The sequence below is a fragment of the Bacillus sp. OTU530 genome, from assembly GCF_038440375.1.
Window position 1 is genome coordinate 33,016 of sequence record NZ_JASATP010000042.1, and the last position, 18,651, is coordinate 51,666.

Here is an 18,651-nt window from a genome sequence, read left to right on the forward strand (position 1 = left end):
AAAACTTTGGATTTTATGTTGACACTTTTTAAGATTATTGATATTATAAGTCTTGTCCGTTGGATGACCAAGATATGGCGGTGTAGCTCAGCTGGCTAGAGCGTACGGTTCATACCCGTAAGGTCGGGGGTTCGATCCCCTCCGCCGCTACCATAAAGGCCCGTTGGTCAAGCGGTTAAGACACCGCCCTTTCACGGCGGTAACACGGGTTCGAATCCCGTACGGGTCATCTAAAAAGAGCTAAACCATTGTGGTTTAGCTCTTTTGCACTTTAAGAAAGTATAAATTTCTAGCTGGAAGACCATTCGACGTAGCGAGAAATTTTAGGAGTACAGTATAAGTGCAGCTACGCCTTCGCCTTCGCTAAAGGGCACGGCTCGCCAGTCGGCAGGTTTTCTTTATATTAATTCCCCTCTTCGTTCTTCTTTGTGAACAAGCTTGCTTTCTAAACATTGTTTCTTGTTTGCCCCATCTTACAGATTCTTTGGATTCTTCAAAATAAATATACCTTGTATTCGATGCTATTAGTCAAAAAAGACGATTCCTCTAAAGATATTACAAATAATTTATGATAGTCTAACTGTTTATGTATAGAAATGGAAGGATTTCTATTAAAAAGTCGAACAATTCTGAAATTAGTTTCTGTTATTTTGACAAAATTTACCCTTTATACCATTTATAATTACAATTAATAAATTATGCGGGTGGTGTTAAGAGTATGTCAAGGACAGGAAAAAATACTGTCAATCCGAACTCTGACTTAGTGGCTATAAATCGTGGACCGCTAGCCCTCTCACGTTGGACAAGCAAGCTGAAAACATGGGTGGAACATGTTTTCTTCCGCTGGGGATTTGTTATTGCGTTGGTAGGCTTTCTTTTGGGGCGTGCATATATCCTAACAAATATTTTACCATTTGCTCTTCCATTTTTTGCAGCTGTGTATATTATGAAGCGAGATAAAATAGCATTAGCTTTTCTCGCTGTTATGGGGGGAGCCTTTACTGTCTCGATTGAAAACACAACCTTCACCTTTGCCTCTATCTTTATGTTCTTCATATACAATATTGTTTTTGGTAGGTTTACAACAAAAACTGTGGGACTTGTGCCATTTCAAGTATTTCTCTCTGCATTAACAGCTCATCTGTCTGTTGTATATTTTCAGCAGGGGTCCTTAATCCTATATGACGTATTTATGAGCACAATTGAAGCGGGCTTGAGTTTTGTATTAACGATGATTTTTTTACAAAGCGTTCCCCTACTTACGGAACGGAAAGGGAAACAGCAATCTCTAGAAACGGAAGAAATTGTTTGTTTAATCATTTTACTAGCTTCTGTTTTGACAGGAACAACAGACTGGTTTTTATATCACTTATCGATTCAGCATATATTCACTAGATATCTTGTCCTGTTGGCGGCATATGTGGCTGGAGCTACAATTGGTTCGACGGTAGGAGTAGTGACAGGTTTGATTTTAAGTCTTGCAAATGTCGCCAGTTTATATCAGCTTAGTTTGCTTGCCTTTTCCGGGCTTTTGGGAGGCCTATTGAAGGAAGGGAAGCGTATTGGGGTCGGATTAGGACTTTTAATTGGGACAAGCTTGATTGCTCTTTATGTAGACAAGCAGGCGGATATAGCGGTGACGCTGTTAGAGTCAGTGGTTGCCATTATCATGTTTCTTCTCACTCCAAAATTTATCATGGAGAAACTTGCAAAGTTTGTCCCTGGAACAAATGAGCATTCAACAGATCAACAGCAATATTTACGTCGTATGCGTGATGTTACATCAAATAAGATTACGCAATTTGCTAATGTATTTCAAGCGCTATCTGGTAGCTTTGCTGTTTATGGGTATGTAGAAGAAGAGGATCAAGAGAAAGAAGCTGATATATTTTTAAGCGGTATTACGGCAAAAACATGCCAAACATGCTTTAAGCGAGAGCAGTGCTGGGCAGTGAACTTTGATAAGACCTATGATTATTTACGGGAGATTATGCAGGAAACGCAGGAAGGGACTCTGCAAAGAAATACGAAGTTAATGAGAGAATGGGATAAATATTGTGTTAGAGGAACACGCGTAACAGAGTTAATCAATCAAGAGTTGTTTCATTTTTATAATGAACAGAAGCTGAAGAAACAAATGATGGAGGGTCGCCGTCTTGTTGCGGAGCAGCTTCTTGGTGTATCGAAGGTAATGGAGGATTTCGCTAAAGAAATCCAGAGAGAGAAGGAGAATCATCAAATACAGGAAGAACAAATTCTCGAAGCATTTCGAGAATTCGGGATAGAGATTGGACATGTAGATATTTATTGTCTTGACCAAGGCAATGTTGATATAGAAATGACAATTCCAACTGCATCAAATCAGCGTGGTGAATGTGAAAAACTGCTTGCGCCGATGTTATCAGATATTCTCAAGGAAACAATTGTTGTAAAGCTTGAAGAGCCCTCACAGTATCCAAATGGTTATAGTAATGTATGTTTTGGTTCCGCAAAAACCTTTTCTATTGATACGGGACTTGCTACCGCTGCGAAAGGGGGCGGACTTGTATCCGGTGATTCTTACTCTACGATGGAGCTGAGCATTGGAAAATATGCTATAGCTATTAGCGATGGAATGGGAAATGGGGAGCGGGCGCATCGCGAAAGCAAAGAAACGTTAAAGCTTCTGCAAAAAATTCTCCAATCTGGTATTGATGAGACTATTGCCATCAAATCGATTAACTCTATTTTATCACTAAGAACGACCGAAGAGATTTTTACCACATTAGATTTGGCCATGATTGATTTGCGGGACGCCAGTGCCAAATTTTTGAAAATCGGCTCTACACCAAGCTTTGTAAAACGTGGTGATCGTGTGATTAAAATAGAAGCAAGTAATTTGCCAATGGGGATGATCCAAGATTTTGAAGTTGATGTAGTAAGTGAGCAACTTAAAATGGGGGATATTCTCATTATGATGAGTGATGGCATCTTTGAGGGGCCAAAGCATGTGGAAAATCATGAGATGTGGATGAAACGAAAAGTTAAAGAACTGCAGACGGAGGATCCACAGGAAATTGCGGACATTTTAATGGAGGAAGTCATTCGCTCCCGCAATGGCTTTATTGAAGATGATATGACAGTAGTAGTAGCCAAGGTAGATAAAACAATGCCGAAATGGGCAACCATTCCGGTGTTTAGTAAACAAGCATAGGATGTATAAAAATTGTTTCCTCCGTCAAAGATAGGAATAGGATGGGGTACGAAATGTTGCTGGGTTCTTTCATGGCTAGACATGGAAAGCATTGGCGAAGATCCAAGGTGCAAACCTCGGGTCTTCTTTGTGTTTACGATATAAGGGGGAGTATACATTTCCAGCTAAAGCAGATTCGACGTATCCAGAAATTTTAGGAGCACGGTATAAGTGTCGCTACGCCTCTGTATTCACCCAAGAGTGGGCTCCTCAGTCGGCGAGTTTTCTTGATCGATATTTGTAAAATTTGTTGCGGGTGTTTCTTTTGCAGACAAATCATAAAAAGTGGTACGATTATGCTTATAAGCTTAATAGGTTTCAATCGATGAAGGGTGATTATAATATTGAAGGATGAATTTGTTCAGAAAGTAGATGCCTTTGTAGCAAAACATGAAATGCTTAATGCCGGTGCGAAAGTAGTTGTTGCTGTCTCAGGAGGAGTTGACTCGCTTGCGTTATTGTATTATTTAATGGAACGAAAAGAGAGGGAGGATCTCTTCATCGTTGTAGCACATGTGGATCATATGTTTCGAGGAGAAGAGTCATGGGAGGATCTTCTTTATGTACGCAGTATATGCGAACAGCTTCAGATCCCATTTGAATCCGCTCGAATTCCTGTGGCTGCTTATCAGAAGGAGCATCACCTTGGAGCTCAAACTGCTGCAAGAGAGTGCCGCTATCGTTTCTTAGAAGAGGTAATGAACAAATATAGGGCAAATGCCCTTGCACTTGGTCATCATGGCGATGACCAGATCGAGACGATCCTCATGCGTCTTGTAAGGGGCAGCAGTATGAAAGGTTATGCGGGTATGTCAGTAAAGAGAGCGTTCAGTCATGGTATGATTATACGACCCCTTTTAGCTGTAACAAAGCAAGAAATTGAACAATATTGCTACAATAAAGGAATTGTTCCTCGTGTGGATCCAAGTAATAATAAAGATACATACACAAGAAATCGGTTTCGTAAATATGTTCTTCCTCGCCTAAAAGAAGAAAACCCTGTTGTGCATGAAAAATTTCAAAATTTCAGCAAGTTTATTCAAGAGGATGAAGACTATTTGCAGGAATTAGCCATCCAAAGAATGAATAAAATAATTAGAAAAGAAAACAAAATACAGGTTGCACTGTCAATTCCTGACTTTGAATCATTGCCTATGCCTTTACAAAGGAGAGGGATTCAACTAATATTAAACTATCTTTATAATTCTAAGCTTCCTTCATCACTATCTTCTATACATATTGAGCAAGTACTGTCTTTTCTAAAGCGTTCCCATCCTTCAGGATCTCTAGATTTTCCAGAAGGACTGAAAGTAACTCGTACATATGAAGAATGTAGTTTTGGATTTTTAGAAGAGAAAGCCGCTCCTTTCTCTTATACGATGTCTGTCCCTGGGACAATCATTTTGCCAAACGGTGATGAATTGATAGCAGAATTTAGTAAGGAAGTTCTTTATCCAAACGATGGTGCTGTATTTGTTGCACCGAAAGGCGTTGTTTCTACTCCTCTTGTTGTTCGTTCCAGAATGAATGGAGATCGCATGCATGTTAAAGGTATGAATGGTTCCAAAAAGATAAAAGCTATCTTTATTGAAGAAAAGATACCAATACACAAGAGAGAGGAATGGCCTATCGTTTGTGATGCAAAAGGAACAATTCTTTGGCTGCCTTTGCTGAAGCAAGCATCAGTAATTTCAGAAAAGGCTGATGAAGAAAAAGGTTACATAATTATTCGTTACAAAAGCAAGGAGTCTTCTAGGAGGATAAACAGATGATGAATCAAGATATTGAGCAAGTACTCATTTCAGAGGAAGAAATACAACAAAAGCTTAAAGAACTTGGTGCTATTATTACAGAGGATTATAAGGGCACTCTTCCTTTAGCTGTTGGGGTACTGAAAGGTGCTATGCCTTTTATGGCAGATCTTTTAAAACGTGTAGAGACATATCTTGAAATGGACTTTATGGCAGTTTCCAGCTATGGAAATTCTACAACGTCTAGCGGTGAAGTGAAAATTTTAAAGGATCTTGATACTTCTGTAGAAGGACGGGATATCTTAATTGTAGAAGATATTATTGACAGTGGACTTACATTAAGCTACCTTGTGGATCTATTTAAGTACCGTAAAGCTAAGTCCGTGAAAATTGTCACATTATTGGATAAGCCGTCAGGACGAAAAGTGGATATTGAAGCAAATTATGTAGGTTTTCAAGTGCCAAATGCATTCGTTGTCGGCTACGGCTTAGATTACAGAGAGCAATATCGCAACCTTCCCTATATTGGGGTATTAAAACCAAGTGTTTATTCAAATTAATATTATGAAGGCTTTACATTTGGATAAGAAGGTTTTTCTATGTTAATATTTACTATAAGTGTGTATGCTGTGAGAGGAGGTCAGGGATGAATCGCATCTTCCGTAATACCATCTTTTATTTACTTATATTTCTTGTTGTAATCGGTGTTGTGAGCTACTTTAATGGTTCTACTCAGCAAACAAAGTCGATTAGCTATGACACATTCGTTTCTAGATTGGAGGGCGGAGAAGTACGCAGCGTTGAACTCCAGCCTAAAAACGGCGGTGTATTTGAGGTAAAGGGGCAATTTAGTGATTCTAGTCAAGAAGATTATTTCGTTACATATGCCCCGAATACTGAGGAATTGCAAAGAAAAATCAACGAAAAGGTAAAGAATACAAAGATTGATTATCAACCTGCAGAAGAAACAAGTGCGTGGGTGACGTTCTTTACTTCTATCATTCCGTTTGTGATTATCTTCATCCTTTTCTTTTTCCTTTTAAATCAGGCGCAGGGCGGAGGAAGCCGTGTGATGAATTTTGGGAAAAGTAAGGCGAAGCTATATAACGATGATAAGAAAAAGGTACGCTTTAGAGATGTAGCAGGTGCAGATGAAGAGAAACAAGAACTTGTAGAGGTTGTAGAATTTTTGAAGGATCCGCGCAAGTTTGCAGAGCTCGGCGCTCGTATCCCGAAAGGTGTGTTATTAGTAGGCCCTCCAGGAACAGGTAAAACACTTCTTGCGAGAGCTGTGGCAGGTGAAGCCGGTGTACCATTCTTCTCTATTAGTGGTTCTGACTTTGTAGAGATGTTTGTCGGTGTCGGTGCTTCCCGTGTTCGTGATTTATTCGAAAACGCGAAGAAAAATGCCCCTTGTATTATTTTTATTGATGAAATTGATGCGGTAGGCCGTCAGCGTGGCGCAGGTCTAGGCGGCGGTCATGATGAGCGTGAACAAACCTTAAACCAGTTGCTTGTAGAGATGGACGGGTTCGGTGCTAATGAAGGCATTATTATTGTCGCTGCAACGAATAGACCAGATATTTTGGATCCAGCCTTACTGCGTCCGGGGCGTTTTGACCGTCAAATTACGGTAGATCGTCCAGACGTAAATGGTCGTGAAGCAGTCCTTAAGGTACATGCGCGTAATAAACCTCTTGATGATACAGTAGATTTAAGAGCAATTGCAGCGCGTACACCAGGATTTTCCGGTGCTGATCTTGAAAACTTATTAAATGAGGCGGCTCTTGTGGCAGCTCGTCAGAATAAGAAACGAATTGATATGACAGATATTGACGAAGCGACAGATCGTGTAATTGCTGGTCCGGCCAAGAAAAGTCGGGTAATTTCTGAAAAAGAGCGAAATATTGTTGCGTACCATGAAGCAGGCCATACAGTAATTGGTACGGTGCTAGATGAAGCTGATATGGTACATAAGGTAACAATTGTCCCACGTGGTCAAGCAGGCGGCTATGCTGTTATGCTTCCAAAGGAAGATCGTTACTTTATGACAAAACCAGAATTGCTTGATAAAATTGTTGGTTTACTTGGCGGTCGTGTTGCGGAGGATATCGTATTCGGTGAGGTTAGTACAGGAGCTCATAACGATTTCCAACGTGCGACAGGTATTGCAAGACGAATGGTAACAGAATTTGGTATGAGTGATAAGCTTGGACCGATGCAATTTGGTAGTCCGCAGGGGCAAGTATTCCTTGGCAGGGATTTCCATTCTGAACAAAATTATAGTGATGCAATTGCGCACGAAATTGATATGGAAATTCAGCGTATTATGAAAGAAAGCTATGCGCGTGCAAAGGAAATTTTAACAGATAAGCGCGACAAGCTTGAAATCATTGCGAAAACATTGCTTGAAGTGGAAACTCTTGATGCGGAGCAGATTAAGGGCTTGTACGAAAACGGTGTATTGCCGGAGCGTAAGAAAAGCTCATATGCTGACGAGGTGAAGGTCAATATCTCCGCAAAAAAAGAAGAGCCAGGTGCTGAAGAGCCTAAAGAGAAGGAGTGACGTCATGTCACTCCTTTTTGTTTCGAATGTAGGAGAGGATAGCCTCCAGCTAGAAGTCATTCGAGGTAGTTGGAGTTTTGGGGATGCAGTGTAGGTGCAACTACGCCCCTGTCTTCGCCCAAGGGCAGGGCTTGCCAATCGGCGAGTTTCTTTATTAACTACGTGCCCTGCTAGCTGATGAAAGTCTATTTTCTCAATCCATAACGTAACAATTACCTTTTTATGCAGTGAAAGCGAAATAAATTAGGTACAATATAGAGAAATACTAGTTATAATTGCTATATATATAAAAATTTAGGATAAGTGGTGAGGTCATGATTTTTGTATTAGATGTAGGGAATACAAATGCTGTATTAGGAGTGTTTGAGGGCGGACAATTACGTCAGCATTGGCGAATTGAAACAAATCGCCATAAAACAGAGGATGAATACGGAATTCTTGTAAAGGAGCTCCTTGCTTACGAAGGCATTACATTTCACGATATTACAGGAATTATCATTTCTTCGGTTGTGCCGCCTATTATGTTTGCACTTGAAAGAATGTGCGAAAAATATTTTAAGCTAAAACCGCTCGTTGTAGGACCAGGAATTAAAACAGGCCTAAATATTAAATATGACAATCCAAAAGAGGTTGGAGCTGATCGTATTGTGAATGCGGTAGCTGGTATTCAACTCTACGGAAATCCGCTTATTATAGTCGACTTTGGAACAGCAACTACATATTGTTATATTAATGAAAATAAGCATTATATGGGAGGGGCTATTACTCCTGGAATTATGATATCAGCGGAGGCTTTATATACAAGAGCAGCAAAGCTGCCGCGTATTGAAATTACAAGACCACAGGATGTAATCGGTAAAAATACAGTAAGTGCCATGCAGTCTGGTATTTTGTACGGGTATGTTGGACAGGTAGAAGGAATTGTAGGGCGTATGAAGGCAGAGGCACAAAAAGAACCTCTTGTAATTGCAACTGGAGGATTGGCTAAACTAATTGCGGAGGAATCAAATATCATTGATATTGTTGATCCATTCCTAACGTTAAAAGGTCTGCATATTCTATATGAGCGTAATGCAAATTTGCAGCTTGAGAAGGGTGAACATCTATGAAAGATTATTTAGTCAAGGCACTGGCATTTGGTGGCGAGGTGCGAGCATATAGTGCTCTGACAACAGAAACTGTCAGTGAAGCGCAGCGGCGCCATGATACATGGAGAACAGCATCAGCAGCTTTAGGGCGCGCTTTAACAGCAGGTGCGATGATGGGAGCTATGCTCAAGGGCGACCAGAAATTAACGATTAAAGTTGAAGGAAACGGCCCATTAGGCCATATTTTAATTGATGCAAATCCAAAAGGCGAAGTGCGAGGCTATGTAGCTAACCCGCATGTTGATTTTGAATCTAATGAGCATGGGAAGCTGCGCGTATATCAAGCAGTTGGTACAGAAGGCTTTCTCACTGTCATTAAGGATATTGGAATGCGTGAGCCCTTTATTGGACAAGTTCCCATTGTATCAGGAGAGCTTGGAGAAGACTTCACCTATTATTTTGCGGTTTCAGAGCAAACACCTGCATCTGTAGGTGTAGGGATTCTTGTAAATGGTGATGATACCATTAAAGCAGCTGGCGGGTTTATTCTGCAAATCATGCCAGGAGCAGAGGAGAAGACCATTTCCTTCATTGAACAGCGTCTTCAAACCATTCCTCCTATCTCTAAGCTTGTGGAGCAAGGGCTGATGCCAGAAGAAATTTTATCTGAGGTATTAGGGAAGGAAAATGTAAAGGTTTTGGAGAAGATGGATATAGCTTTCCGCTGCACATGTTCGCGCGAGCGTATTGAGAGTGTGCTTCTAAGTTTAGGAAGAGCTGAACTCGAGCAAGTTCGTGAAGAAGAAGAGCAAACAGAGGTACATTGTCATTTCTGTAATGAGAAGTATCTATTTACTCAAGAAGATTTAACTTCACTCATTGAAAGTCTATAGAAAAAAAGAAGCTGAATAATAAGAAACATCAATTGACAAATAAAGATTTATTTGTAAAAATAGAATAAAACCAATAAAAATACTCGGTATTAGGGGTGGCGGAGATGAAAGTAGCAAATTCTGTTTCAGAATTAATCGGACAAACACCGATTGTAAAGTTAAACCGTCTTGTTGAAGAAGATAGCGCTGAAGTATATGTAAAGTTAGAATTCATGAATCCTGGCAGCAGTGTAAAAGACCGTATTGGTCTCGCAATGATTGAAGCAGCAGAACAAGATGGCACGTTAAAGCCTGGTGATACAATTGTTGAGCCAACAAGTGGAAATACTGGAATTGGTTTAGCGATGGTAGCTGCAGCAAAAGGCTATAAGGCAATTCTTGTTATGCCAGAAACAATGAGTATGGAACGTCGTAACCTATTGCGTGCTTACGGAGCTGATCTTGTATTAACTCCAGGACCAGAAGGTATGGGCGGAGCTATTCGTAAAGCTGAAGAATTGTCAAAGGAAAATGGCTACTTCATGCCGCAGCAATTTAAAAACATTGCAAATCCTGAAGTACACCGTTTAACAACAGGGCCAGAAATCGTTGAGCAAATGGGCGATCAATTAGATGCTTTTATTTCTGGTATCGGTACAGGCGGAACAATCTCTGGTGCTGGAAGCGTATTAAAAGAAAAATATCCGAACATTAAGATTTGTGCGGTAGAGCCAACTGACTCTCCAGTATTGTCTGGAGGTAAGCCAGGTCCACACAAAATTCAAGGAATTGGCGCAGGGTTTATTCCTGATACATTAAACACAGAAGTGTATGATGAAGTGATTCAAGTAACAAATGACCAAGCATTCGAGTATGCAAGAAGAATGGGTCGTGAAGAGGGAATTCTTGTTGGGATTTCTTCTGGTGCAGCTGTTTACGCTGCGTTGCAAACAGCAAAGAAGCTTGGTAAAGGAAAGAAAGTACTTGCGATTATCCCAAGCAACGGGGAACGTTATCTAAGTACACCACTTTATCAATTTGAATCTTAATTTTATACTTACTTCAAATGGGTTTCGCAATCATTGCGCGCCTAGCTGAAGCATTTCTAACAGGGTGTTCCGTCGTTTGGGATGCCCTGTTTTTCTTTTGCTTTAGGTAAAGTATAAATTTCTTATATAAAATTGAGTTTACTGTATAAGGGGGGCTATTAAAGAGGAAACATTAGTTTAATGAGAAGGCTTACATCATTACCTCTTTCAGATGCTTCACTTTTTTCTGTACTTCGGCAGTGAAAAAAGTGAAACAGTTAGACAACTTCGTGTAGAATAAATAGTAGCAATAAAACGAATGAGGTGTAGGTATGCAAAGAACAGCCTTAGCGGTCTCTATCCCTTATAGCCGCTCCTTTTTTCATCAATATAAGTTCTTATCACAAAACAAAGAATACCATGTCATCCTTGAGAGTGGACGTGGTGGTCGATACAGTATCGCTGGTTTAGATGCAGTTGCGGTTTTGCGTGGAAAAGGCGAGGAGTTACGCATTAGAGAAGGGGAGAATGAAACTGTTCTAAGCGGAAATCCGCTTGATTTAATGAAGAGTTATATGGAGCAAAGAAGCACGGCGCCGAATGCTAGTTATCCACCGTTTCATGGAGGAGCGATAGGATATTTTAGCTATGATTGTATCCGTTATATTGAAAAGCTTCCGTCGATAGCAGAGGATGATTTAAATATTCCGGATGTGTTCTTTTTAGTTTTTGATGATGTTTTTGTGTATGATAAGCAGGAGCAGCTGTTATGGCTGATTACTCATTATGATACAGAACAAGACGCTGCGAGGAAGTACTTAGAAGAGTTAAAGGCTATGTGGACACAGGAAATTCCGACTGTGTTTAATGAAATAGAGAATGTTTCGGATGAGGAGGCAACCGTTTCTTTTACCGAAGAGGGATTTATAGATGCTGCTAAGCGTGTGCAAGAATATATTGCAGCTGGTGATGTATTTCAAGTGAACTTATCTGTTCGTCAATCCCAGCCTCTTAGCTCTCATCCAATGGAAATTTACACAAGCCTCCGAGAAATTAATCCATCTCCCTATATGGGGTATTTAGAATTGTCTGATTTCCAAATTGTCAGCGGTTCACCAGAGCTGCTCATTAAAAAGGCAGGGATGGAGGTTAGTACAAGACCTATTGCAGGAACCCGTTCACGCGGTAAGGATGAGGCTGAGGATGAGACCTTGGCAAGAGAATTAATTGAAAACGAAAAAGAACGTGCAGAGCATGTTATGCTTGTGGATTTAGAGCGAAATGATCTTGGACGTGTATGTGAGTATGGAACTGTAAATGTTGATGAATTTATGGTGATTGAGAAATATTCACATGTGATGCATATCGTATCGAATGTAAAAGGTACATTACAAAAGGATAAGGATGCGTTCCATATTGTAAAAGCTGTCTTTCCGGGGGGGACCATTACGGGAGCTCCTAAAATTCGGACGATGGAAATCATTGAAGAACTTGAGCCTGTACGAAGAGGGATTTATACGGGATCTATTGGCTGGATTGGTTATTCAGGAGACATGGAACTTAATATTGTTATTCGTACTCTCCTTGCTAAGGATGGCCAGGCATATGTGCAGGCTGGGGCAGGCATTGTAATTGACTCGAATCCAAAGAATGAGTACAAAGAATCGCTAAAGAAGGCGATTGCTTTATGGCGTGCGAAAGAACGAAGTGAAGAAACGGTAAGGTGAGCATAGATGATTCTAATGATTGATAATTATGATTCCTTTACATTTAATCTTGTCCAATTTCTCGGAGAACTTGGACAAGAACTTGTTGTGAAACGAAATGACGAGGTGACCATTGGTGAAATAGAGGAATTAGCACCTTCCTTTTTAATGGTTTCGCCAGGGCCGTGCAGTCCAAATGAAGCGGGGATTAGTTTGCGGGTAATTGAGCATTTTGCGGGAAAAATCCCTATTCTTGGTGTGTGTTTAGGACATCAATCCATTGCCCAAGTGTTTGGCGGTGATGTAGTAAGAGCGGACCGGCTTATGCATGGTAAAACATCACTTATGTACCATGATGGCAAAACTCTTTTTCAAGGTATTCCCAACCCGTTTCATGCGACTCGTTACCATTCTCTTATTGTGAAGAAGGAAACATTACCGGATTGTTTAGAGGTTTCTTCGTGGACAGAAGAGGGTGAAATTATGGGAATTCGTCATAAAGAGCTCCCGGTTGAAGGGGTGCAGTTTCATCCGGAATCCATTATGACGTCACACGGCAAGGAGCTTTTGCAAAATTTTATTGCATATTATAGCCGGAGCAAGACGGTATGCTGATTTATGTAAATGGGCAGTTTGTTGAAAGTAGTGAAGCTGTAATTTCCCCATATGACCATGGGTATTTATACGGACTTGGGGTGTTCGAAACATTTCGTATTTATGAGGGTCATGCGTTTTTATTTCAAGATCATTATGAGCGGCTTACAACCGCTCTTTCCTGTTTACATGTTGAATGGCATATGACGATGGACGAGGCTTGGGAAATTATCAAGGAACTTCTTGTGAGAAATGATTTTCGAAATGCATATATCCGCTTTAATGTTTCTGCGGGGGCAGGAGAGATTGGTTTGCAAACGGAGGCTTATGAGCAGCCGTCTATTATTGTGTTTATAAAGCCATTGCCTCCTGCCGGGGATGCTATAGAAAAAGAAGGGGTTATCCTAGAGCAGAGACGCAATACACCAGAGGGTTCAGTCCGTCTTAAGTCACACCATTATTTAAATAATATCCTGGGAAAACGAGAAATTGGACAAGACCTCGGAAAAGAGGGTATTTTCCTAACTGAATCTGGATACGTGGCCGAAGGAATTGTGTCCAATGTGTTCTTTGTCAAAAATGGAATACTGTATACACCGTCTTTAGAAACTGGGATTTTAAATGGGATTACGCGGCAATTCATTCTTGCTCTCGCAAAGGAACAGGGAATCTCCTATAAAGAAGGCCTGTTTACGGAGCAGGAGCTATTAACGAGTGATGAGATTTTCGTTACAAACTCCATTCAAGAAATTGTACCGATTCGTTCTCTTCGTTCCCATGCTTTCCCGGGTAAGAATGGAGAGTTGACACGACAGCTCATCGCAGCTTATCAACAATATAGGCATAAGCTTTGGAGTAAATTTGAATTGAGTGAAAGGAGAGGTTGAGGTTTGGGGTTAGTACCAAATATTCATTGCGGCTCACACGAATTAAATATAGCAGAAAAAACAATCATTATGGGCATTTTAAATGTTACCCCGGATTCCTTTTCTGATGGCGGGCGTTATAATGTGGCTGAAGCAGCGGCTGCTCGTGCAAAGGAAATGGTTATGCAAGGAGCGGACATCATTGATATTGGCGGTGAGTCTACACGACCTGGCTTTACGAAGATATCTGTTGAGGAAGAAGTGAGTCGTGTAGTGCCGATGATTAAGGCTGTTGCACAAGAGGTAAGGGTACCTATTTCTATTGACACATATAAGGCTGAGGTAGCAAAACAGGCGGTTGAAGCAGGAGCTCACATAATTAATGATATTTGGGGAGCAAAGGCGGAACCCCGTATTGCAGAGATAGCAGCGTACTATGAGGTACCTATTATTTTAATGCACAATCGCGATAATATGAATTATCACAGTTTAATTGCTGACATGATAGCTGACCTATATGAGAGCGTCAAAATTGCAAAAGCAGCTGGTGTTCGAGATGAAAACATTATTTTAGATCCAGGTATTGGTTTTGCAAAAACAGCAGAGCATAACTTGGAAGTAATGCAAAATCTTGAAAAATTAACTATCCTTGGTTACCCTCTTCTTCTTGCAACCTCGAGAAAAACCTTTATTGGCCATGTTCTTGATTTACCTGTAGATGAGCGGATGGAAGGTACGGGTGCAACGGTTTGTCTCGGTATTCAAAAGGGATGTGACATTGTACGTGTGCATGATGTGTTAGAAATGGCAAGAATGGCAAAAATGATGGATGCGATGCTTGGCAAGGGGGGGCAGCGCATTGGATAAAATCTTTGTCAATGAAATGGAGTTTTATGGATATCACGGTGTTTTTCCTGAAGAAAATAAGCTAGGACAACGCTTTAAAGTGGACTTAACAGTAGAACTCAGTTTAAAGGAAGCTGGGATAACAGATGATTTGAATCATTCTGTTAACTATGGAGAGCTTTATAATACATGTAAGAACGTAGTTGAAGGGAAGCCCTATCAGTTGATAGAAGCTGTTGCCGAGAATATTGCGGCAGATATTTTGAAACAGTATCCGCTTATAAAGCGATGCACTGTCAAGATTATTAAACCGGATCCGCCAATTCCAGGGCATTACCGTTCCGTAGCAGTTGAAATTATGAGGGAAAGATTATGAAGAATACAGTATATTTAGGATTGGGCTCCAACATAGGCGACCGCTGCCGGCATTTGCGCGAGGCGGTTCTTTTATTGCAGGAGCATCGTGATATTGAGGTCGAGGATGTTTCCTCGATTTATCAAACAGATCCTGTCGGGTATACAGAGCAGGATAAATTCTTAAATCTCGTTATAAAAATTTCTACCAATCTGAAATCCGACGAATTGTTGCAAACTATGCAAAACATAGAACATCATCTAGGAAGAACAAGGGAAATTCATTGGGGACCAAGAACGATAGACCTTGACATTTTGCTGTATAATCACGAAAATATTGAAACAGAGAGTCTTATTGTTCCTCATCCTCGTATGTTTGAACGTGCCTTCGTTTTAATTCCTTTATTAGAGGTTTACGATGAATTGAGTTATAAGATTTCGCCTTCACAATTAGAAGAGATGAGAAGGCAAGAGGGCGTAGTTGTATGGAAGAAGAAAAACGAGGAAGATGTACTTGGGCTTTTCGAAAGCTGAAGGATGTGCACAGTGTTAGGTGTGTTTCCATAGGATTTATGGACAGAGGACAGAAGTTTTGAACGTTTCTATAGATAATCTATCAAGCAAGGGATAAGAAGGGAGGAAATAAAATGTTAAAGATCGGAAACATTGAAATGAAGAATCCGGTTGTGTTAGCGCCGATGGCAGGTGTATGTAATGCCGCATTTCGCTTAACTGTGAAGGAATTCGGTGCAGGATTAGTATGTGCAGAAATGGTAAGTGATAAAGCCATTCTATTTAATAATCAGAAGACGATGGATATGCTATATATTGATGAGCGTGAAAAGCCGCTTAGTTTGCAAATTTTTGGCGGTGAAAAAGAAACACTTGTAGAAGCTGCGAAGTTTGTGGATCAAAATACAACAGCTGATATTATTGATATTAATATGGGTTGTCCAGTTCCTAAAATTACAAAATGTGATGCAGGAGCAAAATGGCTGCTAGACCCAAATAAGGTTTACGAAATGGTTGCGGCTGTCGTGGATGCGGTTCAAAAGCCAGTAACAGTGAAAATGCGCATCGGCTGGGACGAAGATCATATCTTTGCAGTAGAAAATGCGCTGGCTGTACAACGCGCAGGTGGGCAAGCTGTTGCTGTTCATGGTCGTACTCGTTCACAGATGTATGAAGGAAAAGCAGACTGGAATATTATTAAACAAGTGAAAGAAGCGGTTCATATCCCGGTTATTGGAAACGGAGATGTAGAAACGCCTCAGGATGCGAAGCGTATGCTCGATGAAATTGGGGTAGACGGAGTTATGATTGGCCGCGCTGCACTAGGAAACCCATGGATGATCTACCGTACAGTAAAGTATTTAGAGACGGGAGAGCTTATGGCAGAGCCAAGTGTTCGTGAGAAGATTGATGTGTGTATTCTTCATTTAGATCGCTTAATTGACTTGAAAAATGAAAATATCGCCGTAAAAGAGATGAGAAAGCACGCCGCTTGGTATCTTAAGGGTGTTCGCGGAAATGCAAGAGTACGCAACTCTGTAAATGAATGTAATACACGTGAGCAGATGGTATCCCTTCTTACTGCTTTTGTAGAGGAAGTTGAGAACAAGGAGAATGCTGCACAAGCAGGATAAGTGTTTGACAATGCATGACATACTGCCTATAATTACGTCGAAGACTGCCGGTGAAATACTGGCAGTTTTTCTGGTTGCGGAGAAAATGCTATACTGTATATATTGTAAAATTTAAGAAAGCCTGGAGTTGATAAAATGAGCCACGAAGAGTTAAATGACCAGCTGCTAGTGCGCCGGGAGAAGTTACATAATCTGCGTGAAAAAGGGATTGATCCGTTCGGAAAGCGTTTTGAACGTACCCATTCTACAAAACAGCTATTTGAGTTGTTTGAAGGGATGTCAAAAGAAGAGTTAGAAGAAAAGGATGCGGTTGTTTCACTTGCTGGTCGCATTATGACGAAGCGCGGTAAAGGGAAGGCTGGATTTGCACATATTCAAGATTTAGAAGGACAAATTCAAATGTACGTTCGCCAGGATGCTGTTGGTGAAGAGCAATACGAGCTATTTGACACAGCTGACCTAGGGGATCTTGTCGGTCTAGAAGGTACTGTCTTCAAAACAAAGGTAGGAGAGCTTTCTGTAAAAGTAACAAACTTTACTTTGTTGACAAAGTCACTTCGTCCGCTTCCGGACAAGTATCATGGCCTCAAGGATGTTGAACAGCGTTACCGTCAACGTTATGTGGACTTGATTACAAGTATGGAGAGCCGTCAAACATTTATTGCAAGAAGTAAAATTATTCAAGCGATGAGAAGATATTTGGATGATCATGGTTATCTTGAAGTAGAAACTCCGATGATGCATGCGATTGCGGGTGGGGCATCTGCGCGTCCATTTATTACGCACCACAATGCATTAGATATGGAACTCTATATGCGTATTGCAATTGAGCTTCATTTGAAACGTTTAATTGTTGGCGGCTTGGAAAAGGTATATGAAATTGGGCGTGTATTCCGTAATGAGGGAATCTCGACTCGTCACAATCCAGAATTTACAATGATTGAGCTGTACGAAGCATATGCTGACTATCAAGACATCATGGAGCTTACAGAGAATTTGATTGCTCATATTGCACAAGAAGTGTTGGGAACAACAACAGTGAAATATGGTGAATATGAGGTAGACTTAAAGCCGCAATGGAAACGACTCCACATGGTAGATGCTATTAAACAATACTGTGGTGCTGATTTCTGGGGTCCGATGAGTGTAGAGGAAGCTCGTGCTTTAGCCAAAGAGCATAATGTTGAAATTAAAGATACTATGGAAGTAGGCCACATTATTAACGAATTCTTCGAGCAAAAGGTAGAGGAGCACTTAATTCAACCTACATTTATCTACGGTCATCCAGTAGAGATTTCTCCACTTGCAAAGAAGAACGATGAAGATCCACGCTTTACTGATCGTTTTGAATTATTCATCGTAGCTCGTGAGCATGCAAATGCCTTCACTGAATTGAACGATCCTATTGATCAGAAGGAGCGTTTTGAGGCACAATTGAAAGAGCGTGAGCAAGGAAATGATGAAGCTCATATGATGGATGATGACTATATTGAGGCGTTAGAGTACGGTATGCCTCCTACGGGTGGACTTGGTATTGGGATTGATCGTCTTGTTATGCTATTGACCAATTCTCCATCCATTCGTGATGTATTATTGTTCCCTCTTATGAGACATAAGTAAGGTTGAGCTTTGGAGGTTTCTCCAAAGCTTTTTTTGCACCGTAAGAAAGTATGAATTTCTAGCTGGGAGTGGATTTGACGTAGTAAGAAGGTTTAGGAATGCAGTATAAGTAGGGCTACGCCTCTGTCTTCGTCCAAGAGCGGGGCACGTCAATCAGTGAGTTTTCTTTACACTTTTAAGAAAGTATAAATTTCTAGCTGGAAGATCATTCGACGTAGCGAAAAATTTTAGGAATAAAGTGTAAGTGCGACTGCACCTCTTTCTTCGCCCAAGAGCAGGGCTCGCCAATCAGCGAGTTTTCTTTATATGATAGAATTATGCAGTTCTCGAAAATAAAAAATAATAAAAAACTATTGCATTTGAATGGATTAATTGTTATATTAGTATTCGTCGCTGAGAACAAGATAATCTGAAATGAATTAAAAAAGATTGTTGACATGAATAGCGCGAAATGATATAGTATGAAAGTCGCCTTTGAGCGG

The 18,651-nt window shown here is 40.6% G+C and carries 14 protein-coding genes, 2 tRNA genes and 1 pseudogene; all 17 read left to right on the forward strand.

The window, feature by feature from the left end; all coding sequences use genetic code 11:
• Positions 1 to 76 precede the first annotated feature (76 nt).
• The 17 genes and pseudogenes from AAHB12_RS23435 to lysS all read left to right on the forward strand — a co-directional run bounded on the left by AAHB12_RS23435 (position 77) and on the right by lysS (position 18,169).
• Positions 77 to 153: transfer RNA gene (locus AAHB12_RS23435), tRNA-Met, on the forward strand.
• A 4-nt stretch (positions 154 to 157) separates the two neighbouring features.
• A tRNA-Glu gene (locus AAHB12_RS23440) sits at positions 158 to 229 on the forward strand.
• Positions 230 to 718: 489 nt separating this feature from the next.
• Positions 719 to 3,193: a stage II sporulation protein E gene (gene spoIIE / locus AAHB12_RS23445; RefSeq protein ID WP_342047426.1), complete on the forward strand. Its 2,475-nt coding sequence runs from the start codon at positions 719 to 721 to the stop codon at positions 3,191 to 3,193.
• A gap of 383 nt (positions 3,194 to 3,576) precedes the next feature.
• Positions 3,577 to 5,004, forward strand: a complete 1,428-nt coding sequence (gene tilS / locus AAHB12_RS23450) for a tRNA lysidine(34) synthetase TilS (protein ID WP_342047428.1) — start codon at positions 3,577 to 3,579, stop codon at positions 5,002 to 5,004.
• Entirely contained in the window at positions 5,001 to 5,543 is a 543-nt protein-coding gene (hpt, locus tag AAHB12_RS23455; RefSeq protein ID WP_342047430.1) for a hypoxanthine phosphoribosyltransferase, read from the forward strand. The genes tilS and hpt overlap by 4 nt, the downstream gene beginning before the upstream one ends.
• A gap of 86 nt (positions 5,544 to 5,629) precedes the next feature.
• On the forward strand, positions 5,630 to 7,549 hold the full coding sequence (ftsH, locus tag AAHB12_RS23460) for an ATP-dependent zinc metalloprotease FtsH (RefSeq protein ID WP_342047431.1): 1,920 nt from the start codon (positions 5,630 to 5,632) through the stop codon (positions 7,547 to 7,549).
• 314 nt (positions 7,550 to 7,863) lie between these two features.
• Positions 7,864 to 8,658, forward strand: coding sequence for a type III pantothenate kinase (locus AAHB12_RS23465; RefSeq protein ID WP_129730907.1), 795 nt, complete (start codon positions 7,864 to 7,866; stop codon positions 8,656 to 8,658).
• Positions 8,655 to 9,530 (forward strand): Hsp33 family molecular chaperone HslO, encoded by an 876-nt coding sequence (hslO, locus tag AAHB12_RS23470; RefSeq protein WP_342047433.1) that lies wholly within the window; start codon positions 8,655 to 8,657, stop codon positions 9,528 to 9,530. Before AAHB12_RS23465 ends, hslO begins: the two co-directional genes overlap by 4 nt.
• Before the next feature lie 104 nt (positions 9,531 to 9,634).
• Complete coding sequence (gene cysK / locus AAHB12_RS23475; RefSeq protein ID WP_129730902.1) at positions 9,635 to 10,558, forward strand: cysteine synthase A; 924 nt, start codon at positions 9,635 to 9,637, stop codon at positions 10,556 to 10,558.
• Positions 10,559 to 10,869: 311 nt separating this feature from the next.
• On the forward strand, positions 10,870 to 12,264 hold the full coding sequence (pabB, locus tag AAHB12_RS23480) for an aminodeoxychorismate synthase, component I (protein ID WP_342047435.1): 1,395 nt from the start codon (positions 10,870 to 10,872) through the stop codon (positions 12,262 to 12,264).
• 6 nt (positions 12,265 to 12,270) lie between these two features.
• The gene (pabA, locus tag AAHB12_RS23485; protein ID WP_129730898.1) at positions 12,271 to 12,858 is read left to right on the forward strand and encodes an aminodeoxychorismate/anthranilate synthase component II; all 588 of its coding nucleotides are present in this window, start codon (positions 12,271 to 12,273) and stop codon (positions 12,856 to 12,858) included.
• The gene (pabC, locus tag AAHB12_RS23490) at positions 12,852 to 13,724 is read left to right on the forward strand and encodes an aminodeoxychorismate lyase (RefSeq protein ID WP_342047437.1); all 873 of its coding nucleotides are present in this window, start codon (positions 12,852 to 12,854) and stop codon (positions 13,722 to 13,724) included. Before pabA ends, pabC begins: the two co-directional genes overlap by 7 nt.
• 42 nt (positions 13,725 to 13,766) lie before the next feature.
• Positions 13,767 to 14,570 (forward strand): annotated as a pseudogene (folP, locus tag AAHB12_RS23495) (dihydropteroate synthase); the annotation flags it as partial.
• Entirely contained in the window at positions 14,563 to 14,925 is a 363-nt protein-coding gene (folB, locus tag AAHB12_RS23500; RefSeq protein ID WP_129730894.1) for a dihydroneopterin aldolase, read from the forward strand. The pseudogene folP and the gene folB, both read left to right, overlap by 8 nt.
• Positions 14,922 to 15,437, forward strand: a complete 516-nt coding sequence (gene folK, locus AAHB12_RS23505) for a 2-amino-4-hydroxy-6-hydroxymethyldihydropteridine diphosphokinase (protein ID WP_342047440.1) — start codon at positions 14,922 to 14,924, stop codon at positions 15,435 to 15,437. The genes folB and folK overlap by 4 nt, the downstream gene beginning before the upstream one ends.
• 113 nt (positions 15,438 to 15,550) lie before the next feature.
• Positions 15,551 to 16,549, forward strand: coding sequence for a tRNA dihydrouridine synthase DusB (dusB, locus tag AAHB12_RS23510; protein WP_342047441.1), 999 nt, complete (start codon positions 15,551 to 15,553; stop codon positions 16,547 to 16,549).
• A 135-nt stretch (positions 16,550 to 16,684) separates the two neighbouring features.
• On the forward strand, positions 16,685 to 18,169 hold the full coding sequence (gene lysS, locus AAHB12_RS23515; protein ID WP_342047443.1) for a lysine--tRNA ligase: 1,485 nt from the start codon (positions 16,685 to 16,687) through the stop codon (positions 18,167 to 18,169).
• Positions 18,170 to 18,651: the final 482 nt, after the last annotated feature.